Here is a 25,147-nt window from a genome sequence, read left to right as displayed (position 1 = left end):
AATCAGGTAGCGTAAACATTCATATCCCGGTTTATCTTTTAAATTCTTATTCAGCCTTCATTGCATGTGCGAACCGGAATATATTAAATTTACATCCCTGCACATCTTATCAGTGACCCTCTTTTGTCCCCCTCCGAAGCAGAGCAGGCGCATATTTCCGGACTGACCCGCCTTTTGGCTCCGTTTAGAACCATGCGCAAACAGAAACGGGAACCATGTCCGCCGCTTCCGGCCATGCAATCAAAAATTTCATCTCCGGCACGGTCAATAGCTTCAGAAACAGTTAAACCCTGCCGTTGCAGACGCTGAGCCTTCTTCCTAAGCAGTTCTTCCAGCAATGCGGTGTTCATGGGCCACCTCCGAAGTCTTATCAAAACTATTCATTCCTGTTAATGCCGGATTTCCGGCACATCCACTCCTGCTACAAGTTCTGATGCAATTTCCAATCCTTCGTTGCCGTCCGGCAATAAAGCATATACAATGAAAAGCAAAACAAGCGGTAATAATTGCGGAAGTCTCTTTTATTATAGCAGAACAAAATAACCGAAGCGACATATTTTCACTTTTAATTATATAGCCGCTACACTCATGACGGAGAATTACATGAACAACGCTGCGCAAGATCGCATAGCAATAGGAAAAAGATTTTTAAGAACCATTGTCTGCATCGTCGCTTTTGAGCTGGTCCGGATATTGGCTTATGCAATAATTTTCGTACAATACGCCTTCCTGCTCATCACAGGCAGCCATCTTACTCCACTACGCGAATTCGCCGACAGGCTGAGCAACTACGCATTTTCTCTACTGAAATATGCCACGTTGAACAGCAATGTAAGGCCATTTCCTTTTTCTGATTTCCCTGCTGAATCCAAGAAAACACCGTCTTCTTCAGACATAGACTTTTCATAAATCAATATGAGCATACGAATTAAACTATTTGCGCTGCTGCTTACCTTCAGCCTTATCCCCCTGTTGGTGCTTTCCGCTATCAGCCGGCAGGGGATTCAGGAACTCGGACAGATCCAGTCCGACAACCTGCGTGCGGATATGATCAAAATCCTGACAGATGAAATGCACCAATCCGCAAAGGACTCAGCCAAGCTGGTTCAGCAACAGGCCGTATCTCTCGAATTCGCACTGAAAGCCATTGGTGCGGAAGCCGAAGATGTGCTCAATGACCCAGTCGGAAACCCTCCTAAAGTTTATTTTTCCGAAGATTTCAACACCGAAGGACAACAACCTGCCGACTTCGGGCCATCGCCCCAATATTTTGTAGTTAGTGAAGTCGGCCAGAAGACTCCCTCCTCAATCAGTCTGGAAGAACCTGTCTTCTTCTATCCGGGAGGCAAGGAAAAGCTAAAAAGCAAAAAAGACCTTGCCCGCCTGTGTCTGCTCAAGCCCGATTTAAAAACATTTTTCAATCAGGCCGGAACAGCTCTGCACCGAGTATACATCACTTTAAACTCCGGCCTGTACATGGCCTATCCCGGGCACGGCAACTATCCCCCCAACTTTGATCCGCGTGAAAGGCCATGGTTCACCAAAGCTGTGGAACATGGAGTAATTGTCTGGGATAAATTTATTGATGCCAGCACCGGACAGCAGGTCTACACGTTATCCAAGCCTATCCGCAACCGAAGAGGGAAAACCATCGGAGTTGTAGCCATCGACATCCAGCTGGTGGAGCTTCTGCGTAAGGAAGACCTGAAATCCCAATGGTCCAGTGCCATTCAGGCTTTTGTGGTCGGTCCGGTTAAAACTGAGGATGGATTTGGGCTGCGCATCTGGGCCGAAGCCGGACACAAAGAGACCAACATGGCATGGATGGCAGGACTGCCGAATGAAGTTCGCTACCTGCAGTCATCTGCAAAAGACTCATTGAACGGACTGATCAACTCCATTGCCAAAGGCGAATCAGGCGTTATGCGCATGCCCTATAACGGAATTGAATCGGTATGGGCTTTCGCACCCTTCCGCGGCGAGGGCAGTTACGTACTGATCACGCCGGAACGGATCATCACCAGAGTGCCGGACAGAGCCGCAAATCAGGCCCTGAATTTAAGCAAAAACCTGTATGTAGCTGTTGGAGCTGCAGCATTCCTCACTCTGGTCACCGTAGGACTGGTTGCTTTTATAGGTAGCCGCAAGGTCATTAAGCCTCTGCTGGTAATGACCGATGCAGCTGAGAAAATCTCCGAAGGTGACTTCTCAGTACATGTTGATGTCAAAACCGGTGATGAAAGGGAAACCCTCGCCAATGCATTCAACCACATGATCCCCAAGTTGCAGGACCACCTGCGGATCAGCAAATCAATGGAACTGGCGCAGGAAGTACACACCAGCCTGCTTCCGCAGGAGCCACCGCAGGCCAGTGGTCTTGATATATCCGGGACCAGTATTTCATGCGATGAAACCGGCGGGGATTATTTCGATTTCTACACCCCTCCCGCAAACGGGGGGACCGGAATCCTGCTCGGCGATGTTACAGGGCACGGCGTATCAGCGGCCCTGCTCATGACCACAGGACGAGCACACCTGAAACACGCATCCAGTCACATGGAATCGCTGGAAAATCGTATCGAGGAAGTCAACAAACTGCTTTGCTCCGACATCGGCGATACCGGACGTTTCATGACCTTGTTCTGCCTCGAAATCTCCCCGGACAATTCAGCAGCAACATACGTTCGCGCCGGACATGATCCTGCTACCATCTACAATCCTGCCAATGGCGAAAAGCGTGACCTGATGGGTTCACCGATGCTGGCTCTCGGCATCTTTGACGAAGCCGAATACAATGAATTTGATGTAGATTTAAACGAAGGGGAAATCATCTTCATCGGAACCGACGGTATCTGGGAAGCGCGCAATACAAAGGATGAAATGTTCGGGCGTGATCGCCTCGACCGGATCATCTTCGAAAATGCCAAGCGCAGTGCCGCAGAAATCCAGCAGGAGATCATTGCCGAGGTCTATAAATTCCAAAACGGCATGGAGCAGGAAGACGACATCACGCTGGTGATCATCAAAGTTAATGAATTTATTAAGCCGAATTAAAGGATAATCATGGAAAACAGCCACCGTTTTTTTAGAAATATAGATTGCCGCTACTTCCCCTGCCATCAGGTCAGCGATGAGACATCTTTCAACTGTCTATTCTGTTTCTGTCCGCTATATCTGGTAGAAGATTGCGGAGGACGCTTTAAAATGACCTCAAAAGGCATCAAGGATTGTACGGATTGCAAGATTCCGCATCGCCCCGAAGGTTACGATTACATCATCAAAAAATTAAAAGAAGCGAATGAGCGCTAAGCCCCCAAAAGCATATGGGAGATATTATGTCAGATAATTTCAGCTTCACCCTTACTCAGGAAGAAAAAAAGTACCTCAAAGCTCTGGTCCGCAAATCCATTCTCTGCCGACTAAGCAAGCAGGAAGAGCCGATACCTGAGCCTGTAACCCAGCATCTGAGTGAAAATTACGGTGCTTTCGTGACCCTGAACAAGAACGGCCATTTGCGCGGCTGTATCGGTAACGTACAGGGAACCGGACCACTCTACAAAACTATTTGGAAAATGGCCCGCGCTGCCGCCTTTGAAGATCCCCGTTTTCCGCCTCTGAATGCATCTGAATTCAAAGAAATCGAAATCGAGATTTCAATCCTCAGCCCCATTGATGTCTGCAAAGATCCCGAACAGATCGTTATCGGCAGGCATGGCCTGATCATGCAGCGCGGCATGCAGTCCGGGCTGCTGCTCCCGCAAGTCGCAGTTGACTGGAAATGGAACCGTGAAGAATTCCTAGCTCAGACCTGCCACAAAGCAGGCATGGAAGCGGATGCATGGAAAGACCCGGAGACCAATATTTTCTGGTTCGAGGCTGAAGTATTCTGAGGCGCTTCGCGCTTTTGGTTAAAAGATTTTGCCTCCGGCGGCCAAAGAAACTTTTTGGAAAAAGTTTCTCTGGACTCTTCCAAAACTTTTATTAGGGCTTCGCCGCCTTGCAGATGAGGATGTGCTGTGATCGATGCTTTATCCCCTTGGGGTCTTGAAACCCTTGAAAGACATAACGACAAGAATATTCCCGGCAGCCCTGAACGTGCTGTTTCGCGCTCGGTGATTGAAGATAGTAATAACCGACTCTGGCTCATGGAGCGTATTGCCGGAACACAGGTTGAAAAACGGACCGCGATTGCCGAGAACCTGCTGACCTTGCAGAAATCAGGTATGGACTGGCTGCTTCCCTATCAGGAGACCAAAGACGGACAGGTCATTGCCGAAGTAATGGGCTTCCCTTGGCAGCTCTCGCCATTTTATGAATCGGACGAACTGCCACGCCCGGAATATGTTTTCGATGCCGAGAGAGGCACAGAGCTGGCGAAATTCATTACCCAACTGCGTGAACATACCAAGGGTAAAGAAATGAAAGGTCAGGACCAATCTTTTGCTCTGATCAATTATGCCCGGGAACTTGCCGAAACAGTAAAAGACCGGGAACCGACCATTTACAAACGGCTGGAGCCGATCTGCGCCCGATTGTTCCCAAAGATGGAAAAGTTCACGAAACTGCCCAAGGCATTCTGTCACGGTGATTTCCACCCCCTGAATGTGCTTTGGAAAGGCAAAACAATCGGTGCGGTGATTGACTGGGAATTCTCCGGTATGCGCCCTGAAATTTATGACGTTGCAAACATGATCGGCTGCGTGGCCTTTGAAAATCCAGGCGCACTGGGTGAAGGTCTGATCCCTGCCTTCATGGACGGACTCTACGACAATACCGACATCAGCGACGACAGTTACGAATCACTGCCCGCCTACATCCCTTCCTTACGCTTTGCATGGCTTTCCGAATGGCTGCGCAAGAAGGATAGTGAGATGATTGAGATGGAACTTGAATTTATGGAACTTATACTGGCGGTTATGGGTTAAAAATTAAAGGGGAACGCAATCATTGCGCTCCCCTCTTCTTTTTCTGAAAATATCTCTACTCTGGCGTTTTACCAAATCCATCCTTAACAATCACATTCTCTCCATGCATGTTGTAGAATGGATAGCCTGCACTGGCCCAAGCCTTGAACCCACCTTTCACATTGGTCACATCCTTATAGCCTATCTCCTTAAGCATCTTGACAACATGAGCCCCGCGAGCACCTGTCTTGCAGTATACATAAATTTTCTGTCCGGGATCGGTTATCTTCTTGGGTACAACCCATTCAGCTTTTCCGCGCGGGATGTTGATGGCATCAGCAAGATGTCCGGCAGCATATTCATCCGCACCGCGCACATCGATAATTTCCGCAAAGACCTGCCCTTCATCCAGCATTTTTTTGAAATCCTGAACCGAAATTGACGGGACTTCTTTCTGCACCTGTTCTGTGCGTTTTTTTACATTAGCCTTGATCGCATCAATCGCCTCTTTCGCCGAGGCACTGCCGCCAAGAATCAAAACAAACGCGATGAAAAACAATGAAGCCAGCGTATACTTTTTCATAAACCTCTCCTTACGTGGTTACAGACAGATTACTGATCAAGAAAGACACTGCACAAACAAAATACCCTAGAATAGAGTCTGAAGACAACAAAACGGCCCATGGAAATGAGAATTTCCATGGGCCGCTTGAAAGTTATATCAAAGCAAATGCTAATAGAAACTAAAAACCTTTCTCCAACGGCGGGTTAACAAGACTCATTGTATCCCGCTCCGCCAGCTCCACATCAGCCTCTGCCAGCTTTACAAAACGGTCCTCCATAGAAAGACGTCCTTGTGCCAACCACTGAGTGGCCTGCGGAAGGATACGGTGTTCCTGCTTCAGAATACGCTTGCGCAAATCGTCTTCATCTTCGCCGGGATAAGCAGGGACCGCAGCCTGAATGATAACAGCACCGTGGTCCATCTTTTCATCCACAAAATGAACGGTGCAACCCGCCAGTCGTACGCCGTATTTAGCGGCATCGCCCTGCCCGTCCACACCGGGGAAGCTGGGCAGAATTGCCGGATGGATATTGATTATCTTACCGGGGAATGCATTCAAAAATACCAGAGTAATAATGCGCATAAAGCCCGCCATGATCACGGCTTCGACTCCGGCTTCCTTGAGAATTCGCACCATCTCAGTATCGAATTCCTCGCGGGAACCGAAATCCTTATGACTCAAGGCAGCAGTCGGGATACCGTAAGCTTCGGCACGTTTCAGGCCGTAGGCATCCGCTTTATTGGAAAGAACCATCCTGATGTCCACATCAAGGATGTTGTCTTCCATCTTTTCAATAATGGATTGTAAATTTGATCCGCCACCAGAAATAAGTACGGCAATTGGTAGGCTCAAGGCATTACTCCTGCGCTAGCAAGTTGTAACCCCGAAGGGGCGAAGCCAACTAATAAGTTTTGGGATTCTTAAACCCTTTTCCCAAAAGGGTTTAAGCCGCCGGAGGCATTAAAAAAAAGGAGGACCGCGTAGGTCCTCCTTTTGGTAATTACTCGGAAACTTCCTGCACCAGAACATCTACCAGTGCGGGTATGGTGTAATCTTCGGGCTGAATATCCGGCTCATAACCGAACCCTTCGAGGGTCTTGGCGGTAATGGGCCCGATACAGGCGATTTTCACGCTGTCTTTGTACTTGTGGAAAACTTCCGGCTCAATGAGGTTGAAGAAGTTCTCAACAGTGCTGGAGCTGGTGAAAGTCAGGTAATCGATCTTCCCTGCTTCGAGGGCCTCGGCGATGGGGCCGGGATCATTCTCGGAAAGTCCGGTCTCGTAGACGGGCAGGATTTTAACTTCTGCTCCGGCCTTGCGCAGCTCTTCGGGCAGCACTTCGCGAGCGATCTTGGCGCGGGGAATGAGAACCTTCTTGCCTTTGATGCCCTTTTCGAGCAGTCCGGCAACAACGCCTTCAGCAACGTACTTCTCAGGTATGAAATCAGGACGGATGCCTCTTTCTACCAGTGCATCAGCAGTTGCGGGGCCGATGGCAGCGATTTCGAGTCCGGCAAATGCGCGGGCATCGAGACCGGCTTCGTCCATCTGGTTGAAGAAATGTTTAACGCCGTTCACGGAAGTGAAGATCAGCCAATCCCAGCTGGAAAGAGCTTTGATCTCAGCCTGAACGTCAGCGTAATCAGCTACAGGCTCAATGTTGATGGTCGGGAATTCGAACACACAGGCACCGAGCTTGCCGAGAGTGGAAACAAGGCCGCTGGCCTGTTCACGGGCACGGGTAACCACAACGCCTTTGCCGAGCAGGGGCTTCTTCTCGAACCATGCCAGTTTGTCATGCAGGGAGCAGACACCGCCGACAACGATGATGGAGGGAGCCTTGAACTTGCGCTCTTTTGCTTCCTCGGCAACGTTTTCAAGGGTGGAGACGAAAGACTGCTGGTTACAGCGGGTTCCCCAGCGAACGAGAGCAACAGGGGTCTCAGGATCACGACCGTTCTTGATCAGGTTCTCCGCGATCATGGGGAGATTTTTCACGCCCATGTAGAAAACGAGGGTACTGGTGGATTTGGCGTACACTTCCCAGTTATGACCGGTCTTTTCCTTGGTAGGATCTTCGTGTCCGGTGATGAAACATACGGAAGTGGTAAAATCACGGTGGGTTACCGGGATACCTGCGTAAGCGGGAGCGGCAACTCCTGCGGTGATACCGGGGATGACTTCAAAGTCGATTCCGGCTTCAACAAGCTCTTCAGCTTCTTCGCCGCCGCGACCGAAAACATAAGGGTCGCCACCTTTAAGACGGGCGATAACTTTGCCTTCCTGCGCTTTTTCAACGATGAGTTCGTTGATCTTATCCTGCGGCAGGGTGTGGTCGCCGCCTTTTTTACCTACGTAAAGGATTTCGCAATCAGCTTTGCAGTAGTTCAGAAATTCGATGTTTGCCAGATAATCGTAGATAAGCACATCTGCAGTTTCCAGCACTTCTTTAGCTTTAACAGTCAGCAGACCGGGATCACCGGGACCAGCTCCAATAAGATAAACCAAACCCATATATCCACCCTCTCTTTTATGCCTTCGGCGACCCTGCCGGGGGCCTTAAACCCTTTGAAAAGGGTTTAAGAATCCCAAACTTTTTTAATAGGGCTTCGCCACTTAATTTTATTAAATGGGGGAGACTTTTTTTAAGCCTCTCCCATTTTAATAATCTATTCCATTACACTGACTAATCTGTCTTTCAGCTCGGTCAGCTTTGCTTTCTTATCGTTGATCTCTTCCAGCTTGGCTTTTTCCTTTTCAACAACTTCTGCGGGAGCGTTGCTGACAAAACCTTTGTTGGAGAGTTTCTTTTCTATCACAACGAGATCTTTGTCCAGCTTGGCAAACTCTTTATCAAGACGGGCAAGCTCGGACTCGAAGTCAACTGCGCCTGCCAGCGGTACGAAGAGTTCGTTACCCTGTACAACTGCGGTACCGGAAGCGCTGGGGCCTTCTGCGTCAGGACCTGCGGTTACGGATTCCAGACGGGCAAGAGCCTTAATCAGCTCGGCGTTGTCGTTGATCAGTGCGGTCGTTTCGTCATTTGCGGTACGCACGATGAGCTCAAGCTTCTTGGAAGGAGCAATGAGCAGCTCGGTACGGATGTTACGTACTGCGGAAACGATGCCTTGGAAAAGCTCCATCTGCTCAACAGCTGCTGCGTTGCGGCAGTTGTCACGCTTTTCGGGGAACGCTTCGGTGGCAATGTCGCCGTTTTCAATACCGGGCAGAACGGACCAGACTTCCTGAGTTACGAAAGGCATTACCGGATGCAGCAGGACCATGGTCTCGGAGAGAACTGTCCAGAGAACCTTCAGGGTTGCGCCCTTGCGGGATTCATCGTCACTGTAAAGGTCCGGCTTGATCATTTCAAGGTACCAGTCGCAGAACTCGTTCCAGATGAACTTGTACATGGTCTGGGCAACTTCGTTGAAACGATAGGCTTCCACTGCTTCACGCATGGTATCCTTCACTTCTTCGAGGCGGTGCAGAATCCACTCATTGGCGAGACCGGATGCATCTTCGAGAGCTGCTTCGGGCTTCTTGCCGTCGAGATTCATGAGCGCGAAACGAGCGGAGTTCCAGATCTTGTTCACAAAGTGGCGGTAGCCTTCAATGCGCTGCTCGGAAAGCTTGATATCGCGGCCCATGGCTGCAAAAGAAGTCAGGGTAAAACGCAGGGCGTCAGTACCGTACTTGTCGGACATTTCCAGCGGATCGATAACGTTACCGGTGGACTTGGACATCTTCTTACCATGTTCATCGCGAACAAGAGCGTGGATGTAAACATGGTGGAACGGAATCTGATCCTGAAAGTGGATACCCATCATCATCATACGTGCGACCCAGAAGAACAGGATGTCAAATCCGGTAATCAGCACGGATGTGGGGTAGTATTTGGCCAGTTCCGGTGTCTCGTCAGGCCAGCCCAGAGTGGAGAAAGGCCAGAGAGCGGAAGAAAACCAGGTATCGAGTACGTCTTCTTCCTGAATGAGCTTGGAAGAACCGCACTTGGTGCACTTGGTGGGATCTTCATTGGCAACAATGAGTTCGCCGCACTCTTCACAGGTCCATGCCGGGATACGGTGTCCCCACCAGATCTGACGGGAGATGCACCAGTCGCGGATGTTGTCCAGCCATTCGTAATAGACCTTTTCCCAGTTGGAGGGGAAAATCTTGGTCTCGGAAGGAACAGCGGCACGTGCTTTTTCAGCCAGAGGCTTCATAGCAACAAACCACTGTTCGGAAACATGAGGTTCGATGACGGACTTACAGCGGTAACATTCACCGACAGAGTGTTCGTGATCATCGATGGAGATGAGGTAACCTTCGGCTTTGAGGTCCTCAACGATTACCTTACGAAGGTCGTCCTTGAACATGCCCTGATATTTTTCAGGAGCGTTTTCATTGATGTTGCCGTCTTCGTCGAAAACAGCAAGAACTTCGAGGTTGTGCTTGCGACCGAGTTCCCAGTCATTCATGTCATGAGCAGGAGTAACTTTCAGGGCACCGGTACCGAATTCCATGTCTACGTAGGAATCACCGATGATGGGCAGTTCGCGGCCTACGAGGGGCAGGATAGCGGTCTTGCCGATAAGGTGCTTGAAGCGGTCATCTTCGGGGTTAACGCAGATGGCGGTATCGCCGAGCATGGTTTCGGGACGGGTGGTGGCAATGATCAGTTCGCCGGAGCCGTCGGAAAGCTTGTACTTGATGTTGTAGAAATGGCCCGGTTTGGGTGAATGTTCTACTTCGTCGTCCGCAAGTGCGGTGTGGCAGCGGTTACACCAGTTGATGATGTAATTGCCTTTGTAAATGAGGCCTTCTTCGTAAAGCTGTACGAAAACCTTGCGAACAGCCTTGGCACGCTGTTCGTCAAAGGTGAAGCATTCGCGGTCCCAGTCAACGGATGCACCCATACGGCGAATCTGCTTAAGGATGTGACCGCCTTTTTCTTCCTTCCATTCCCAGACGCGCTCGATGAATTTCTCACGACCGAGATCGTCACGGGTCTTGCCTTCAGTCTTGAGCTGACGCTCAACAACGTTCTGGGTGGCGATACCGGCGTGGTCAGTGCCCGGAACCCAGAGAACGTTCTTACCCTGCTGACGCTGGTAACGGCAGAGGATATCCTGAAGGGTGATGTTCAGAGCGTGGCCCATGTGCAGGACACCGGTGACGTTTGGCGGCGGAATAACGATGGAGTAAGGATCGCCGTCAGCTTCGGGATCGGGGGTGAAGGTCTTGTTTTCTTCCCAGTGGTCAAGCCACTTTTTTTCTACATCCCAAGGTTCGTAACCTTTGGGGAGGTTTGATTCCGCCATGTATGGACTCCTGTTCAAATATAAATTCTTAAGCAAAAAAATACGTAGCGGGTCACCGTATCCCGGCTTCCCGTTGCGTTTCAGCTTGCTAAGTTGGTTTCATAATAATATTTTTTAAAAAAGATGTACTTTGCCTGCCCAGAATTTCCGTGTATTTACGGGACAGGGGTTAAAAGCAAAAGCACTCGCCTCGTCAACTTGCGCTACACACACTTATAAAGAGACACGAACATGTCAAGTATCTATATATTATGGGACGACTCCCACATCTGGGGGCTGCTGGTCAAAAGAGCCCTTGAAGCATGGAACATCGACCACGAACTTGTGCGTGGGCATCAAATAGCGCAAGGACTGCTTTCAGGCAAGCCTCCAGCAGCACTTATCGTCCCCGGCGGCTGGGCCAAGGGCAAGGCAAAGCACCTCGGCGGGCCGGGCATAGTTGAAATCCAGAAATATGTCGGTGAAGGCGGCAACTACCTCGGCTTTTGCGGCGGAGCCGGACTGGGCCTTTCCGGGGCCGGAGGCCTGTGCTTAAGCTGCTGGCAACGCAAGGGTTTTGAAAACAGGCTGCATCATTTTTTAAGTGGCCATATCAATGTAAAGCTTGACCAGTCCAACCCGCTGGTTCCGGACAGCCTCGGTGAAAGCGCACTGATTCCGGTCTGGTGGCCGGGACAGTTTTCCCCGAACAAGTGCGATTCCACAACCGCCCTTGGCCGCTATCGCGAACCGGGAAATGATTTCTGGGTGGCAGACCTGTGCATCAGCTCTCTGCCGGAAGGAACTCTCAACGACTGGCATAATATGTACGGCATCTCCCTGCTTCCTGAATTTTTACATGACCGTCCGGCCGTTGTTTGCGGACAGACTGGAAAAGGCAAATTCATATTAAGCTACCCGCACCTTGAGACTCCTGCTTCCGCGCAGGCGAATATCTGGCTGTCGCACATCCTTGACTGCATGTTAGGGCAAGAGACACAAGACCGCCCCACCCTTCCGGCATGGGAACTGGCTGACACGCCAACCCACTGGGAGGACCCGGACCTTGTTTCCGTGCGTAAATCTCTGGAGCAAATCATCGCCACCGGCCAGGGACACTTCCTGCTCTTCTGGCGCAATCCCTGGCTGCTCGGCTGGAGAAGAGGCATTCCCGGAGCAGCATTAAACAGCCTTTATGCACTTATCTGCAAAGTAACTTCAATGGAACCAAATGATGCTTCCATTGAAATGTGGAAATCATGTAAAGATGAATTCATGAAGTACATGTCCATCTTTGAAGAAGGCGTTACCGGCTATCTTCTTGCGGAACGTTTTGCCATGACCATGCGCACCTTAGAACCTCATTCAATATTTCCAAAAGCTTTGCGAGAGCAACGCAACGGGCTGTTCGGACCTCCTCCCGGAGCTGGTGGAATCTACGCAAAGCTGCTTTCCATTCTGGAAGAACTTGTCTGGACCATGCATAAAGCAATATAAAAAAACGCCGATTAAGTATCTATCAGTAGTATTTGAACATTAACTAAATCTATAATAAGGTTAATTTGAAAATAAGTATTTTTCCAATTCCGGTTTAACGGCATACGCTAAAAACACGGGTAATATGATTCATGACTGACCAAGCGACTTCTGCACGGGGAGCAGACCTTCGCAACAAACGGGATGAGACTATTGCTGAAAGCCGTAATGCTGCGCTGGAATTCAAAGTTACCCCGGATAAAATGGCAGCTTTCATTTCTGCCTATACTCCCGCAGAAGGCAACGGGAAACAGCTCTCTCTGGAATTGATGCAGGCCGAACTGGAACGTTCAGGAATCGGCGGAGAGCTTGACCACGATGGAGCCATGTTCGCCCTCAAACGTGCAGGAGAAGGCAAAAGCATCCTCAACGTTGCCCTTGTGCGCGCCCAATATCCTCAAAATGCTGAAGACGGTCAGATCATAACTGACGCCGACCTTGATTTCCCGGTTCTACCGGGGATGGAATTCGGAAAGTTAAGTAAAGCGACCCCTGCTTCTCCCGGTAAGAACCTTGACGGAGAAGCAATCCCGGCGGACGACACCCATACCCCCACACCGATTACTCTCGCTGACGCAGAGATTTGCAACTGCACTCTTAACCCGGAAAACGGAAGACTCATTGCTGAGACATACGGGCTGGTTAAAATCGAAGAGCAGCAGGTAAGGGTTGAACCTCTTATCAAGGTCTCAGAAGACCTGATGAAGGTTTCCACCAAGCTCTATCCGCACGACTGTTTCGGTTTCAGGTACGAGCTAAGCGCACTTGAACCTACTCTGCAGTCAATGGGAGTTTCCCGCCCGCTGCAACATGTCACAGGCCAGACGGCGATAAAGAAGGCCCGCGAGACAGGAGTTGTTAAAAAAGCCGTAATCGTAACCGGAACTGAACCGGTTCCCGGCCGGGACGGATATTTCGAATATGACCGCGATGATATTTCTGCGAGTTCCATCGGCACAGCCGGAGAGGATGACCGTATAGACTTCAAGGATCGTGGAGTCCACCCCATGGTCTCACCCGGAGACATTATCGGAAAAATCCATCCCCCCGTTGAAGGCAAGGCGGGAGAAGACGTTTTTGGACGACTGACTCCACCTCCCGGCGGCAATACCCTTGAAATAAAGACCGGAGAACATGTAGCTCCCCTGCCCGACGGTATCACCTATAAAGCCACCTCCACCGGAATCGTCCATTTTCAGGACAACATACTGGCTGTAAAGGATGTTCTGGAGACCAAAGGAGATGTTGATTACTCAACCGGAAACATCAAGCTGGAAAAAGGATCGGTCCATGTAAACGGCTCCATACGTGAAGGCTTCACGGTGGAAGTCCCGGACCATGTGGTTGTCTCAGACTCCATCGAAGGAGCCAACGTCACAGCCGGCGGGGATATTGAAGTCAAGGGCGGACTGGTTATGTCCGGTAAAGGACTGATCAAAGCCGAAGGCGTCATAACAGCTCAGTTTGCCTCCAATGCACGCATCGAATGCGGCGATGAAATTATCATTAAGCATGAAATGAGCAACTGTCTCATCCGCTGCAAAGGACCTATCAACGCTCTGGGCGGAAAGGGGATCATCCAAGGAGGGGTGATTGCTTCACATATCGGCATTGAAGCCAACGAGATAGGCTCTGAAATGGGGGTCAAAACTGTTGTTAATATAACAGCCAAGCAAAAAGTAAACGCTAAGCTGGTCAAGGAACGAGATGATTTGCGAGAGCGGTTGCTTAAGATTAATACCGCTATCGGTGAGGGGGATAATGAATCCATCCTCAGGTCAACCCCTGCTGCCAAGCGGGAACAGATGAAACAAATCCTGTTGATGCGCGGACGCATAAAGATCAAGCTTAAAGACATTCGCAAACAACTCTCGCAAGAGCTTAACAACTACTACAAATCGCTTGAGAAGCTTTCCATCAGGGTCCACCGGAAAGTTCATCCCGGTGTAGAGATCAAGATCGGCGGTAAGACCGTGCAGATCAAGAAACCAACTCCAAGAATGAAATTCCGCTTTGATGCAGACGAGCGGACAATTATTGCTGCAAAATTTTAATCAGCCCTTGGTGGAGACTAGCCTTCCGCTGTCATCAGCAGGATCATCAAGGTCAAAATCAAAACTGTCTTCAAAAGTATCTACCAGTTCACGCTTAACTTCCAGCTCCAGTTCAGTACGCGGAGAAGGTTCCGGCAACCACGGCCCGGGCAAGGATGTTTCGGGGATTAAGTATGAACTGACCTTGTTTTCAATGACCTCATCATTGACATCCTGCCAGCGGGTAAACAGGCCGTCCTCCTCGTCTTCCAGCATCTCACGGACCTTATCAGGATCGGACAGCAGTGCATCGTAAAAGGCATCGGAATCAAACCAGAGCAGTTTATCCTCTTCTGCCTCCTTTAGTCCGATCCATTCCAGATCAACCTTATTGTCAGTAACCGGATTACGCCAGAGATCGGCAAATCCCTCACGAAAAAGGTCCTCGGCAGGCAGAATGGCTTTACGCAGATCATTATAGCCATCGGTGATCAGCCCTACATTCTTTTCCATCTCAGTTACTGCGTCCATCACCCGCAGCGGCAGGCTGCCACCAAAGCCTCCCTCAAGGTTCACCTTTACCCTGCCCCGATCCAAAGCAAACTCACCGGGGGCACGGATTTCAGTAAAACCATTGATGGTCATCTGAGCATCTGACCCGGGCCGGGCAGTAACATTCAAACCCAGCGCACCAAGACCGGAACCGGGTTCCAGCTCAAGCCTTTCACCGATCTTGGGATTAACTGCAGTTATGTTTACGGCCTTACCGTCAATCAAATAATAATCGTCCCCGGTATAAACAGGCGAAACCAGCTTGGCGTCCACTACTTCGGCATTGATCTTATCTGAAGTCGAGGATGCTGCATTGGCAATGCGGGTCAATACAGTATCCCAATCATCCCCTGAATCAACACGAAAATTGATCGTCCCGGACTCACTGCCGATTGTATAATCGATGGAATGGTCCCCGGCTGTCAGGGTTGTCCCGGCATTTACATCAAAAGCCTTGCTTAAAAACTGGGATGGCCCCCCGGCTACGGCATTGGAAAGATTGTAAAGCCCCTCTTGCGCCGGACCGATAGGCTTCTCGGTGGCATATAGTTTTAAATGGGAGATCAGGTGACCGCTGGTGTCATCAAAAGAAAGCTTATTCAATGCTTCAAAGTTTTCAGGACCGACACCTTCACTCCCTTCAGTAAGCACGTAGGCCGTATTCACTGAGAAAGCCAATGCTGACCCGGTACCCAACAAATCATCCGGGTTGGAACCGACAGCATTCTGCTTGATGATACGGGCCTGAACAGGAAGAGAACTGTCATTAACCGCATCCCGAACCGCTTCCAAGACCTCATCATTAGTCATGTCACTTGTTATCTCGACTACAAGCTGATTCTTTATGTGTCCCCAAGGTAAATCCTGCCCTTCAGAAACACTGCTGGAAAGATCCAGGTTAATGCTGCTCTTGTTGTATCCCAGAGACATGTCAAACTTGTAATATCCGGGATCAAGAGTTGTCAGGTCCTCCCCGGTAAAACCACGGGAATAGTAACGGTTGTAGCGTTGGAGATCGCTCTTAGGGGTGAGGGAAGATGAAATTTTATTATCAAGAAATGGGTCATTGACCACAAGACGGGCACTGCTAAAGGCAAAATCCTGATTCGGCCAACGGAAGGCGGCAAGAGTCTCACTTAAGGACTTGACCTTGGATTGGACCTCCATGGCCACGGAAGGAGCTGTGAGCTCATATTTATTTTTCAGTGCGGCACGGTTGAACCGGTCTTCCCAGTACGATTCAGGGAATACCTGTTGCAGGGAATCAGACTTCTCCGTTGATTCCGCTATCCTGAGCTTGGTTCCGTCCAGTGTCAGCTGTTCCGCCACTACCCGTTTCTCCATAGTAGACACCGGCCATACATAACCCCTGAGCAGGAGCTGTAGCCGGGGCCGCAGTTCTATCCTTTATCTGTAATAATGATCGGACAGTTTCGGGTTCGGCTTTACCCCGCCCTATACGAACAAGGCAGCCAACCATATTGCGAACCATCTGTTTCAGGAAGCCGGAACCGCAGACCTCCAGAATCATCTCCTGTTCGGTCTGTCCGGGGTAGCGTTTAAATTCATGGATTGTGCGTATGGTGGACTTGATCTCAGTCCCGGTATTCTGGAAAGAGGAAAAATCATGTTCGCCCAAAAAGTATTCCATACCCTGATCAAGGGCGGAAAAATCAAGAGGCCCGCATTTCCATACATAATGTCTGCGCCACGGTAGAAAAAAAGAATTTTCCAGCCACAATGTATAGGTATAAGTTTTACGGATTGCGCTGTAGCGGGAATGAAATTCGGAAGAGACGGGCTGTGCATCCAGAATGGTCACATCATCAGGAAGAAGGGAATTGAGTGCCCGTTGCCACTTAACTGAAGCAAAGCAGCTATCCACATCAAAATGAGCAACCTGTCCCAAAGCATGCACGCCGCTGTCAGTACGCCCGGAACCGTGCACCCGTACCGGGATATCGGTAATACGGGCTATAGACTTTTCCAGCTCACCCTGCACAGTGCGCAGTCTGGGCTGCAACTGCCAGCCGCAAAAATTGGTGCCATCGTAAGCTATGATGAGTTTGATTCTTTGCAATTTTAAAAAACTTATTCTTCCAGAGGTGTCTGTAGCTTGGTCAGTTCTTCGGAAAGCTTGGCTGCTTTCTTGGGGCTCACGTAACCAAGGATAGCCCCGGCACTGCGGCCACGCATGCCTGACAAAATCTTGACGGCGAGATCAGTATCGAGCGATTCGATAACCTGTGCGGCCTGCTTAGCCTTCATGGCAGTATAAACGCCCACCAGATGCTTGATCTTCTTATCCTTAAGAACATCGGCATCAGCGATCATCTTCTTGAGCCGCTTTTCAAGGTCGTTCAGCTCGGCCAGTTTTTTATCCAGATTCTGCTCGAGGGTACGCAGGGAGCGTTCTTTGCGGGCTAATTCATCTTCCTTGGCCTTAAGAGCTTTCCAGTCTGCCTCGGGCATAGTGGCTGGTTTGGCAGCTTCTTTCGGTGCAGCCTTGGAACTTTCCTTAGCTTCGGCGGCGATGGCCTGCGGGGGGGTAACAACACTACGTACAACATTGCTGCTTTCCACCACAGCTTCCACAACTTCCTTAACATCCTTATGGTGATCAGTAAGATCAAAACCCAACGATCCGATCAAGGAAAGTTTGAAAAATGCCAGTAAAATCAGGCAGACAAGTATCTTAGAAATTTTCAGGTTTGAAGCGAATTGTTGCCATTTCGTCGAACTCTTTTTGTTCTTTGAGACTTTCTTCTTCATGATATTTCTTCGCCTGATTTTCTTTTAGCTTTTCGAGCAGTTTACGATCTTTTGACTTTTTAACAGCTTCTGCACGACATTTTTGCAAGTTAAGGGCCAACTGTTTCAAGCGAAGCTGGGCGGCATGAAGATCCGCTTTGAGCGCCGAATCATACTGCTGCCAGAGCCACATGTCATTGGCTGAAAGACTGTCGTATTTCTTTTTCTGGTGGGCAACGATCGTTTCTTCAACAGCCCAAAGTTTTTTCTTTTGCTCCTGATGCAGGCGCAGGGCTTCCGCAAGAGCAAGCCGAGCCTGCTCTTCCGCCTGTTCCCTGAACTCCAGAACCTTTTCAAGTTTGAATGCAAAAGGCTTGGGCATATTATGAATTGATCATTGTGATGATTATTTCTTTTCTTCCGGTTTCCCGGCCAGTCCGCAATACCCTTTATCTCCGTCAGCAAACCGCCACATCATGCACATGGTTCCCTGACAGAATTTCATTTTGTCATCACTGGTCATAAGATAAGGACAGTATTTGAATTTAGCTTCATTTTCAGAATAGAGCATGAACACCTCTCTGCTAGTTGGATACGACCTTTTCGTAGATCAAACACTGCTTGCCCATGGCCTGCTTGACGTATTCCTTTACAAGAACGCCGATGCGCTCTTCGCGGGTGAACTTGTCGGCGTACTTGCCGTTCTCGTACACTTCCGGGAATTTATCGGACAAAACCGGATGCTTGGCTGCAAAATCCTCAACCTGCTTTGAATACTCGGAAATATAATGATTCATTTCCTGCTCAGGCATGGCTTCGATTTCTCTGACCTTTTCAGCGAATACCTGCGGCTCGGGAAGAGTCTCGGATTCCATCAAAGCGGTAAAAGCACGACCGAAACGCTGGCTGCCTTCAAAAATATGCTTGGGACGAACCACATTCAGCCCTGCCCATCCGGCACGCAGCCACTTGAACAGATAACTTACGGTCTGTTCAGGATTATTTTTGTCCTGAATATAAAGATTCACAGACATGGAGTCATACATGAAAGTATCCATCCAGCCCATGCCGCCTGAAGTCAGGCCGGGAATACCGCTGTAGAAATAGTTCCACTGATTGTCATCAACAACCAACCCTTTCATACCCACGCTGGACTTATCCAGCTGCTTGGAGACGGAAAGAAATACATCACGGCCTTCATATTTCATAAGCACTAACAACCGATTCAGATCATAGCGGTAATAAGCACCGCCAAAAGAATCCGGGGTGTTAACTTCAAATTCCTTACCGCGCCAGACTTTAGGAGTAGCGCAGTCATCAAGAAATTTCCAAGGCTGAACCTTTTCAGTGTAGAACTGACTGTCAGGAGACCATCCGCTAACCCGAATAACGGAAGGATAAATCGCGTAGTTAGGAATTTCGGGGTTATAGGTATACTCGAGAATCCTCTTCAACCCGGCGTTAACCTGCATACGCATGGCCGCACCATTTGCGGAGTCACGTTTGGGCAACTTGATTATTTTATCGGTCGGGGGAGTATCATCCACATATTTGATCAGGCCAGCAATCTTGGAAGCATCGAGATCTGCTCCGCTGCCGGACATAAAATCGAAAAGATAATCAAGGCCAGCATCAACCTGCTTAGGAAGGGTTACTTTCTTGTCTTTATCTTTGTCACCTAGAGAGCACTCTCCTTCCGCTGCCATGAAAAGAAAAGGAACCATGACGACCATAACCACGGCAACCGCACGGAATAATGTCCGAAAAGAATTCGAACTCATAATAAATTTCATATATTTTGTTCACCTTCCCATCTATATTCGATGGGTTTTTAGCTGATTTCAGTACTCTCTATTTATGCACTAATCCACATCTTGGCAAGCTCAGCGTTTTTACGGGAGCCAGCACCGTTACGCCTTTAAGAGCCGTCACGGTCCTTATTTGCGATAAGCAAAATAAATACCCTTTGTAAGTTTATATATAATTTACGATGAATACATGTTTCAGCTGGATTTGCCAGCCCATCCTTAAAAGGTCAACTGTCCAAAATTCGTCAACAACAAAAAAGCCGGTGTGGAGAATAAACCACACCGGCCTTGTTTCTGATTAAGAATCTACTATTGCTATGACTTTTTCAGCTCCTCAATCAAATTATTGAGCATGTTGGAGAGCTCGGCCAGATTACTCATGGCATCTGCGGATTGCTCCATGGCATTAAAGTTTTCATCCGCGATACGGTTGATTTCAGATGTGGACATATTAATCTCTTCAGATGCAGCACTCTGCTGCTCCGCTGCAGTAGCAATGGATCTTACCTGTTCCGCAACCAATTCAATAATGTCCAGAATAGACTTCAAAGCATCCCCGGCTTCGTTGACCAGAGTAGTTGTGGAATCGACCATTTCACTGGTCTCGTTCATGGTATTGATCGAATTTCTTGAAGACTGCTGAATGGAGCCGATAGCTCCACCAACTTCCGAAGTGGCGCTCACGGTTTTTTCAGCCAGCTTACGGACTTCATCGGCAACAACGGCAAAACCACGCCCGGCTTCACCTGCCCGCGCCGCCTCGATAGCTGCGTTCAAGGCCAACAGGTTGGTTTGGTCCGCAATGTCAGTAATCACACTCATAACACTGCTGATGGACTCTGCTTTCTCACCCAGTTGCCCCATTTCAGCAGCAAGCTTTTCTGATTCCGTCTTGAGATTGCCGACTGCACTCACAACCTTATCTACTATTTCGGAACCATGGACAGCTTCGTTTCTAGCGCGCTCAGCTTCTTCGGAACTTTTGGAGGCGTTTGCTGCAACTTCCAATACAGTGGCATTCATCTCCTCCATTGCCGTGGCATTTTCCGCAGCACGTTCACGCTGCATTGCCGAACCACCCCTCGACTCTTCGATATTTGCTGAAAGCTGGGTAGAAGAAGACGAAATACGTTCTACAATTTCCTCAAGTTGCCCGGCAGCCTGCAACATACCATCACGCTTTGCAGTTTCAGCTCTGTGGGTAGCCTCTTCAGCTTCAGCTAAAGCCTCTTCGGCCTGCAGAGTTTTCTCTTCAGCCTCCCGGGTCTTTTCATCGGCAAGAGAAATTGTTTTAACCAATTCCCTGGTCATAGCTTGCAGGTTATTGAGCAGGTCTCGAAGTTCTGCCTTATAGGATACGTCCTCGGGTTTGGCTTCATAGTGACCACCGGCAATTTGCTTGGCAAACTCACCCATGGAGTGGATAGGCCGGACAAGTTGATGATTGACGAGAAACGCTCCCAACAAGCCGAAAAGAATCGCCGCCACAGCAGCAATTGTAAGCATGGTCAGGTTAGCCTCTTTGGAGGCAGCATAAATTTCTGCGTGAGGAATAAAAGCGATCATGCTCCAGCCAGTCTCTTTTGAACGAAAAACTTCGGCAGAGAACTTTTCCCCATTGAATTCCAAAGATTCCAACCAATTAGTTTTAGAGTGGTAAGCTGTCTTTAAAGCCGCATTATCAACTTCAACAATCTTTTTAAAATTATTATCCGGGGTTTTGGGATCAGCCAAAATGGTCCCATCACCCTGAACCAGCACAACAAAGCCCGTTTCCCCGATTTTAAGATTATTGATAATCTTGGTCAGGTCGCCCAGTGAAATATCTACCGCGGAAACACCTATGAAGCTCCCGCTTTTATCTTTAATCTTGGTAACCATACCGATATTCGGAAAGCCCTCGGTAGTCATATATGCAGAAAGAAGAGTCGATTCTTTGGGAGAGTTCTTGCCCTGTTCGTACCAAGGACGCTTACGAGGGTCATAACTATTCTTCAGTGTCTCTGAGCCGTCCTGAGTATAACCGCCATCTTCAAAACCGAGGTACACATATGCAAAAGCAGGGTTAGCTTTCATCAGATCATTGGCAAGGCGATTAACCATAATCTCGGTTTGATCTGTAGCATACTGCGCAGGCTTGCTGGGTCCATCAAGCTCAAAATATTTGGTCCATCTGCCCATGGCGCTTTTCGTCTCATCCAGTCCGGCAACAAACCGGCTGACGTTTTCGGCCTTCTTTAAAATTTCGGCAATATAGTTGTTAATTAGTTTCAACTCCTGACCGGCTGTTTTCCTGTAAGAATCTTCAGCGGTACTGTCGAACTGCATGGAAACAGTAAACATCACTACTCCGACCGAAATTATCATCGGCAAAACAATGGCCAATATCATTCTAGTTCTAATTTTCATTTACGCACCCTTCTTTAAAGATTCCGCACAACCCAATTAGACTATAAAATAACCACAATATATCTTTCTTGTCCATTTAATCCAAAAAAGAGTCACCCAACTGCAAAAAAAAAGGCGCCCACAAGGGCGCCTTAACAGAAATACTTTTTTTGGAACTCAACCTATTCAATAGAAATACATTCGACCGGACACGTATCAATTGATTCAAGTACGCATTCAAGATCAACAGCATCCTCTTTGATCACTTCAGCCTTTTCTCCATCTGAATCCAGAGCAAAAACTTCAGGGCAAAGCTCCACACAGGTTTCGCAACCAATGCACTCATCCTGATCAATCACTACCTTTTTAGCCATGACATGCCTCCAAGACTTTGGATAAGAAATACTTTTATTTTGAAAACAATTTAAACACAAATACTGTCTTTAATGCAAGCTTTACTTACGGATTCATAGTAAAAACAAGTTAATATTTTCCGATCAGCTTCGCGAACTCTCCACTCGCTTTTATCTTTTTCAGCCCCTCGTTAAACATATTCAGTAGATATCTTGAATTCATACTTTTCTTGCAAAGCAACAGATGAAGACTTTCTGGTTGTAATGGGGCTGCAATCTCACCAAAATCCGAAATATGCCCGGAGTACGATTCTTTAATCAAATATCGACCTACATCATCACTTTCCAGCAGGAAATCAATGCGCCCTTTAAGCAACATTTCAAACCCATTACTGAGGCATGGTACCGGCTCACACCTATATCCCATTTGCTTTAAATCATGCCCCAACTCGTAACCCAAAGGAACTCCAACCAAATATTTTTTTATAACGTCGCCAGAAAGGTCGGAATGATCTTTAAATCTTTTTTTCAGGTAAAACAAAGACGCTTTCATTTCGTAAATAGGATCGGAGTATAGAAATAATTCTTCTCTTTCATCACGTTTAACCCATGGAAAAGAGCCATCCACCCCTGCTTGTTTTAGACTCCGCAAAGCCCTTTTCCAGGGATAAAATCGAAATTCAGCTTTAATTCCTTCTGCTGCAAAAGAAGCCCTCACAATATCGGCACAGATCCCGCGACCCCCACCCTCTTCATAGACATACGGAGCCCACTCTCCGGTGGCGACAGTTACAACCTCCCCTGCCGCGACAGCGCGTCCATTAGTGAACATTATCAACGCCATCAAAACAACACTGACCATTCGAATCTGGTTCAATTTACACCACCTTGACAAGACTAAGACTTCACCAGTTGCTAAGACACGACGGCATTGGATAATATCATAGCAATCACAACGTGTCTAAAGTCTTTAATTTACGGCCCCATAAAACAAAAAGCCCCCGGAATCATTGATTCAGGGGGCCCTGAGACAGTCTTTAAAAGAATTCCCTATTCGCCGAGATATGCCTTCTGAATATCCGGATTATTAAGGAGCTTCGAAGCTTCATCTTCCATGACCACGTTCCCGGTTTCGAGTACATAGCCACGATGAGCCATGCTGAGAGCAACCTTTGCGTTCTGCTCTACAAGAATTATAGTCGTTCCAAGTCTATTAATTTCATTGATGATATTAAAAATCTGCTTAACGATAAGCGGTGCCAGCCCAAGTGAAGGTTCATCCAAGAGCAGAACTTTTGGACGGCTCATCAGAGCGCGTCCGATAGCCAGCATTTGCTGCTCACCACCGGACAGAGTTCCACCTGCCTGCCTGCGTCTTTCACGCAGGATGGGGAACATAGCAAAGACACGCTCCATATCGTCGGCGATTTCATTATCGTTGCGGAAGAACGCACCCATATCAAGGTTTTCCTCAATAGTCAGCCTAGGGAAGATACGCCGTCCCTCCGGAACCTGACAAAGCCCCATTGAAGGCAAGTTATCTGATGCGACCTTGTTGATGCATTCGCCCTTGTAGTAAATCTCACCGGCAGAGGCTTCGACTATATTGCAGATAGTCATCAGGGTTGTGGATTTCCCGGCACCGTTTGCACCGATAATGGAAACAATCTCCCCTTCCATAGCCTTGATACTGATTCCTTTCAGGGCCTTGATACTGCCATATCCCGCATGGACATCACGAAGTTCTAAGATAGGTTCTGACATGGCTTAATCCTTTTCCGCCTTCATTCTACGTTTGGGAGGCAGCAGTCCCTGCGGCCTGAAGAGCATCATTAATGTCATGACGCCACCAAAAACAAGCATGCGGTAAAGTTCGAAATCCCTGAAAATCTCCGGCAGGGCAATCAAGGCCAGTGCGCCGAGGATAACCCCGGGAATGGAGCCCATACCACCTAGAACCACCATGGAAAGAACCATTGCAGATTCGAGGAAAGTAAATGATTCCGGGCTGACAAAACGCATACGTGCGGCATAAAAAGCACCGGCCATACCGCCAAAGCATGCTCCAGAGCAATACGCCAGCAATTTCATATAAAAAGTGGGAATTCCCATGACCTCGGCAGCAGTCTCATCCTCGCGGATGGCTTCCCATGCACGTCCGATACGTGAATGGTTCAAACGGTAGACCGCGATGATGGTGAACACAACCAAGGCTAATATTACATAATAGATAAGCGACAGCTTTTTGAGCCAAAGATGTTCAAGGGTAAATCCATTGGCAAAATCAGGCCAATATACGCCGGGAGCCTTAATCCCGGTAATCCCGTTGGGGCCGTTGGTCAGGCTCATCCAGTTATTGAGTACCATGCGCACGATTTCTGCAAAACCGAGGGTAACAATAGCCAGATAGTCACCTCGCATACGCATGGAACAGTAACCGATGATGCAGGCCCCCAATCCGGCCACACCTGCACTGATGGGCAGGCAAAGCCAAAATGCAAGCTTGAAATGTATAGAGAGCAAGGCATAGGTGTAAGCACCAAGGCCGTAAAAAGCGATATAGCCAAGATCAAGCATACCTGCGAGGCCAACTACAATGTTCAAGCCGAGACCGAGGCAGATATAAATCATGCAGTTAATTGCTACATCCTGCGCATAACGCCCGAAAAGATGCGGATAAGCCACAGCAAAAGCAAGTATGGCAAAAGCCCAGACTGCAAATGGCAGTGTCGAGGTAGCCTTCTTCACTCCCCCAACTGCAGCCCCGGCAGGCTTGGTAATAAAATTAAAGGCTCCGATACTTTTCAGCTGCCGTAAGACAAGAAGAAACGAGCACCCGGCGGCAATCTTCCACCAAACTGAAAAGGTGGTTGCCACTTCCAATCCTTCAGGCTTAACTCCGAGTAAGGGCCAGAGCAGGACGAAAAGCCAGATCATCCCAACGCCTAAAGA

The 25,147-nt window shown here is 48.7% G+C and carries 23 protein-coding genes; 7 read left to right on the top strand and 16 right to left on the bottom strand.

Annotation, left to right across the window (positions count from 1 at the left end; genetic code table 11):
• Window positions 1–89 precede the first annotated feature (89 nt).
• On the bottom strand, window positions 90–350 hold the full coding sequence (locus tag ACNI23_RS16685) for a hypothetical protein (RefSeq protein ID WP_420250393.1): 261 nt from the start codon (window positions 348–350) through the stop codon (window positions 90–92).
• A gap of 253 nt (window positions 351–603) precedes the next feature.
• On the opposite strand from ACNI23_RS16685, the gene ACNI23_RS16680 reads away from it, so the two are divergent.
• The 5 genes from ACNI23_RS16680 (at window position 604) to ACNI23_RS16660 (ending at window position 4,925) form a co-directional block, all read left to right on the top strand.
• The gene (locus ACNI23_RS16680) at window positions 604–909 is read left to right on the top strand and encodes a DUF4389 domain-containing protein (RefSeq protein WP_420250392.1); all 306 of its coding nucleotides are present in this window, start codon (window positions 604–606) and stop codon (window positions 907–909) included.
• 6 nt (window positions 910–915) lie between these two features.
• Window positions 916–3,054: a SpoIIE family protein phosphatase gene (locus ACNI23_RS16675; protein ID WP_420250391.1), complete on the top strand. Its 2,139-nt coding sequence runs from the start codon at window positions 916–918 to the stop codon at window positions 3,052–3,054.
• Window positions 3,055–3,063: 9 nt separating this feature from the next.
• Entirely contained in the window at window positions 3,064–3,309 is a 246-nt protein-coding gene (locus ACNI23_RS16670) for a cysteine-rich small domain-containing protein (RefSeq protein ID WP_420250390.1), read from the top strand.
• A gap of 26 nt (window positions 3,310–3,335) precedes the next feature.
• Complete coding sequence (amrA, locus tag ACNI23_RS16665) at window positions 3,336–3,890, top strand: AmmeMemoRadiSam system protein A (RefSeq protein ID WP_420250388.1); 555 nt, start codon at window positions 3,336–3,338, stop codon at window positions 3,888–3,890.
• 126 nt (window positions 3,891–4,016) lie between these two features.
• On the top strand, window positions 4,017–4,925 hold the full coding sequence (locus tag ACNI23_RS16660; RefSeq protein WP_420250386.1) for a phosphotransferase: 909 nt from the start codon (window positions 4,017–4,019) through the stop codon (window positions 4,923–4,925).
• A gap of 55 nt (window positions 4,926–4,980) precedes the next feature.
• On the opposite strand, the gene ACNI23_RS16655 is transcribed toward ACNI23_RS16660, so the two are convergent.
• The 4 genes from ACNI23_RS16655 to ACNI23_RS16640 form a co-directional block, all read right to left on the bottom strand.
• A complete protein-coding gene (locus tag ACNI23_RS16655) occupies window positions 4,981–5,487 on the bottom strand; it encodes a rhodanese-like domain-containing protein (protein ID WP_420250384.1) in 507 nt (168 codons plus the stop codon).
• A 160-nt stretch (window positions 5,488–5,647) separates the two neighbouring features.
• Entirely contained in the window at window positions 5,648–6,322 is a 675-nt protein-coding gene (gene purN / locus ACNI23_RS16650) for a phosphoribosylglycinamide formyltransferase (protein WP_420250382.1), read from the bottom strand.
• Window positions 6,323–6,470: 148 nt separating this feature from the next.
• Entirely contained in the window at window positions 6,471–7,985 is a 1,515-nt protein-coding gene (cobA, locus tag ACNI23_RS16645; RefSeq protein ID WP_420250380.1) for a uroporphyrinogen-III C-methyltransferase, read from the bottom strand.
• 155 nt (window positions 7,986–8,140) lie between these two features.
• Window positions 8,141–10,795, bottom strand: a complete 2,655-nt coding sequence (locus ACNI23_RS16640) for a valine--tRNA ligase (RefSeq protein ID WP_420250378.1) — start codon at window positions 10,793–10,795, stop codon at window positions 8,141–8,143.
• Between the two features lie 231 nt (window positions 10,796–11,026).
• Between ACNI23_RS16640 and ACNI23_RS16635 the strand changes: the two genes are divergently transcribed.
• Both ACNI23_RS16635 and ACNI23_RS16630 read left to right on the top strand, forming a co-directional pair.
• On the top strand, window positions 11,027–12,271 hold the full coding sequence (locus ACNI23_RS16635) for a BPL-N domain-containing protein (RefSeq protein ID WP_420250377.1): 1,245 nt from the start codon (window positions 11,027–11,029) through the stop codon (window positions 12,269–12,271).
• A gap of 131 nt (window positions 12,272–12,402) precedes the next feature.
• Window positions 12,403–14,364 (top strand): FapA family protein, encoded by a 1,962-nt coding sequence (locus ACNI23_RS16630; protein WP_420250375.1) that lies wholly within the window; start codon window positions 12,403–12,405, stop codon window positions 14,362–14,364.
• Here the strand turns inward: ACNI23_RS16630 and ACNI23_RS16625 are convergent, their stop codons facing one another.
• The 11 genes from ACNI23_RS16625 to ACNI23_RS16575 all read right to left on the bottom strand — a co-directional run bounded on the left by ACNI23_RS16625 (window position 14,365) and on the right by ACNI23_RS16575 (window position 25,132).
• Window positions 14,365–16,239, bottom strand: a complete 1,875-nt coding sequence (locus ACNI23_RS16625; protein ID WP_420250374.1) for a hypothetical protein — start codon at window positions 16,237–16,239, stop codon at window positions 14,365–14,367.
• Complete coding sequence (gene truA, locus ACNI23_RS16620; RefSeq protein ID WP_420250372.1) at window positions 16,160–16,975, bottom strand: tRNA pseudouridine(38-40) synthase TruA; 816 nt, start codon at window positions 16,973–16,975, stop codon at window positions 16,160–16,162. Before truA ends, ACNI23_RS16625 begins: the two co-directional genes overlap by 80 nt.
• 11 nt (window positions 16,976–16,986) lie before the next feature.
• On the bottom strand, window positions 16,987–17,667 hold the full coding sequence (locus tag ACNI23_RS16615) for a MotE family protein (RefSeq protein ID WP_420250371.1): 681 nt from the start codon (window positions 17,665–17,667) through the stop codon (window positions 16,987–16,989).
• The gene (fliJ, locus tag ACNI23_RS16610) at window positions 17,591–18,028 is read right to left on the bottom strand and encodes a flagellar export protein FliJ (protein WP_420250369.1); all 438 of its coding nucleotides are present in this window, start codon (window positions 18,026–18,028) and stop codon (window positions 17,591–17,593) included. Before fliJ ends, ACNI23_RS16615 begins: the two co-directional genes overlap by 77 nt.
• A 24-nt stretch (window positions 18,029–18,052) precedes the next feature.
• A complete protein-coding gene (locus ACNI23_RS16605; protein WP_012765836.1) occupies window positions 18,053–18,217 on the bottom strand; it encodes a hypothetical protein in 165 nt (54 codons plus the stop codon).
• A 13-nt stretch (window positions 18,218–18,230) separates the two neighbouring features.
• Window positions 18,231–19,427 carry a hypothetical protein gene (locus ACNI23_RS16600; protein ID WP_420250368.1) on the bottom strand — a complete coding sequence of 399 codons (1,197 nt, stop codon included), beginning with the start codon at window positions 19,425–19,427 and terminating at the stop codon, window positions 18,231–18,233.
• A gap of 342 nt (window positions 19,428–19,769) precedes the next feature.
• Window positions 19,770–21,863: a methyl-accepting chemotaxis protein gene (locus ACNI23_RS16595; protein ID WP_420250366.1), complete on the bottom strand. Its 2,094-nt coding sequence runs from the start codon at window positions 21,861–21,863 to the stop codon at window positions 19,770–19,772.
• A gap of 161 nt (window positions 21,864–22,024) precedes the next feature.
• Window positions 22,025–22,216, bottom strand: coding sequence for a ferredoxin (locus ACNI23_RS16590; RefSeq protein ID WP_420250364.1), 192 nt, complete (start codon window positions 22,214–22,216; stop codon window positions 22,025–22,027).
• Window positions 22,217–22,325: 109 nt separating this feature from the next.
• Window positions 22,326–23,072 (bottom strand): substrate-binding periplasmic protein, encoded by a 747-nt coding sequence (locus ACNI23_RS16585; protein WP_420250363.1) that lies wholly within the window; start codon window positions 23,070–23,072, stop codon window positions 22,326–22,328.
• Between the two features lie 173 nt (window positions 23,073–23,245).
• On the bottom strand, window positions 23,246–23,959 hold the full coding sequence (locus ACNI23_RS16580; RefSeq protein WP_420250361.1) for an ABC transporter ATP-binding protein: 714 nt from the start codon (window positions 23,957–23,959) through the stop codon (window positions 23,246–23,248).
• 3 nt (window positions 23,960–23,962) lie between these two features.
• The gene (locus ACNI23_RS16575; protein ID WP_420250360.1) at window positions 23,963–25,132 is read right to left on the bottom strand and encodes an ABC transporter permease subunit; all 1,170 of its coding nucleotides are present in this window, start codon (window positions 25,130–25,132) and stop codon (window positions 23,963–23,965) included.
• Window positions 25,133–25,147 lie beyond the last annotated feature (15 nt).

The organism is Maridesulfovibrio pacificus (SeqCode), from assembly GCF_048612815.1.
Lineage (GTDB): Bacteria > Desulfobacterota > Desulfovibrionia > Desulfovibrionales > Desulfovibrionaceae > Maridesulfovibrio > Maridesulfovibrio pacificus.
This window is presented reverse-complemented; position numbering and strand designations above follow the sequence as displayed.

Coding starts and splice junctions, on each gene's coding strand:
- ACNI23_RS16605 (WP_012765836.1), bottom strand. CDS start 18,217: ATGCTCTATTCTGAAAATGAAGCTAAATTCAAATACTGTCCTTATCTT.
- ACNI23_RS16615 (WP_420250371.1), bottom strand. CDS start 17,667: ATGAAGAAGAAAGTCTCAAAGAACAAAAAGAGTTCGACGAAATGGCAA.
- ACNI23_RS16675 (WP_420250391.1), top strand. CDS start 916: ATGAGCATACGAATTAAACTATTTGCGCTGCTGCTTACCTTCAGCCTT.
- ACNI23_RS16595 (WP_420250366.1), bottom strand. CDS start 21,863: ATGAAAATTAGAACTAGAATGATATTGGCCATTGTTTTGCCGATGATA.
- ACNI23_RS16625 (WP_420250374.1), bottom strand. CDS start 16,239: ATGGAGAAACGGGTAGTGGCGGAACAGCTGACACTGGACGGAACCAAG.
- ACNI23_RS16680 (WP_420250392.1), top strand. CDS start 604: ATGAACAACGCTGCGCAAGATCGCATAGCAATAGGAAAAAGATTTTTA.
- ACNI23_RS16635 (WP_420250377.1), top strand. CDS start 11,027: ATGTCAAGTATCTATATATTATGGGACGACTCCCACATCTGGGGGCTG.
- fliJ (WP_420250369.1), bottom strand. CDS start 18,028: ATGCCCAAGCCTTTTGCATTCAAACTTGAAAAGGTTCTGGAGTTCAGG.
- ACNI23_RS16575 (WP_420250360.1), bottom strand. CDS start 25,132: ATGATCTGGCTTTTCGTCCTGCTCTGGCCCTTACTCGGAGTTAAGCCT.
- ACNI23_RS16600 (WP_420250368.1), bottom strand. CDS start 19,427: ATGAGTTCGAATTCTTTTCGGACATTATTCCGTGCGGTTGCCGTGGTT.
- amrA (WP_420250388.1), top strand. CDS start 3,336: ATGTCAGATAATTTCAGCTTCACCCTTACTCAGGAAGAAAAAAAGTAC.
- ACNI23_RS16590 (WP_420250364.1), bottom strand. CDS start 22,216: ATGGCTAAAAAGGTAGTGATTGATCAGGATGAGTGCATTGGTTGCGAA.
- cobA (WP_420250380.1), bottom strand. CDS start 7,985: ATGGGTTTGGTTTATCTTATTGGAGCTGGTCCCGGTGATCCCGGTCTG.
- ACNI23_RS16655 (WP_420250384.1), bottom strand. CDS start 5,487: ATGAAAAAGTATACGCTGGCTTCATTGTTTTTCATCGCGTTTGTTTTG.
- ACNI23_RS16685 (WP_420250393.1), bottom strand. CDS start 350: ATGAACACCGCATTGCTGGAAGAACTGCTTAGGAAGAAGGCTCAGCGT.
- ACNI23_RS16580 (WP_420250361.1), bottom strand. CDS start 23,959: ATGTCAGAACCTATCTTAGAACTTCGTGATGTCCATGCGGGATATGGC.
- ACNI23_RS16640 (WP_420250378.1), bottom strand. CDS start 10,795: ATGGCGGAATCAAACCTCCCCAAAGGTTACGAACCTTGGGATGTAGAA.
- ACNI23_RS16630 (WP_420250375.1), top strand. CDS start 12,403: ATGACTGACCAAGCGACTTCTGCACGGGGAGCAGACCTTCGCAACAAA.
- ACNI23_RS16670 (WP_420250390.1), top strand. CDS start 3,064: ATGGAAAACAGCCACCGTTTTTTTAGAAATATAGATTGCCGCTACTTC.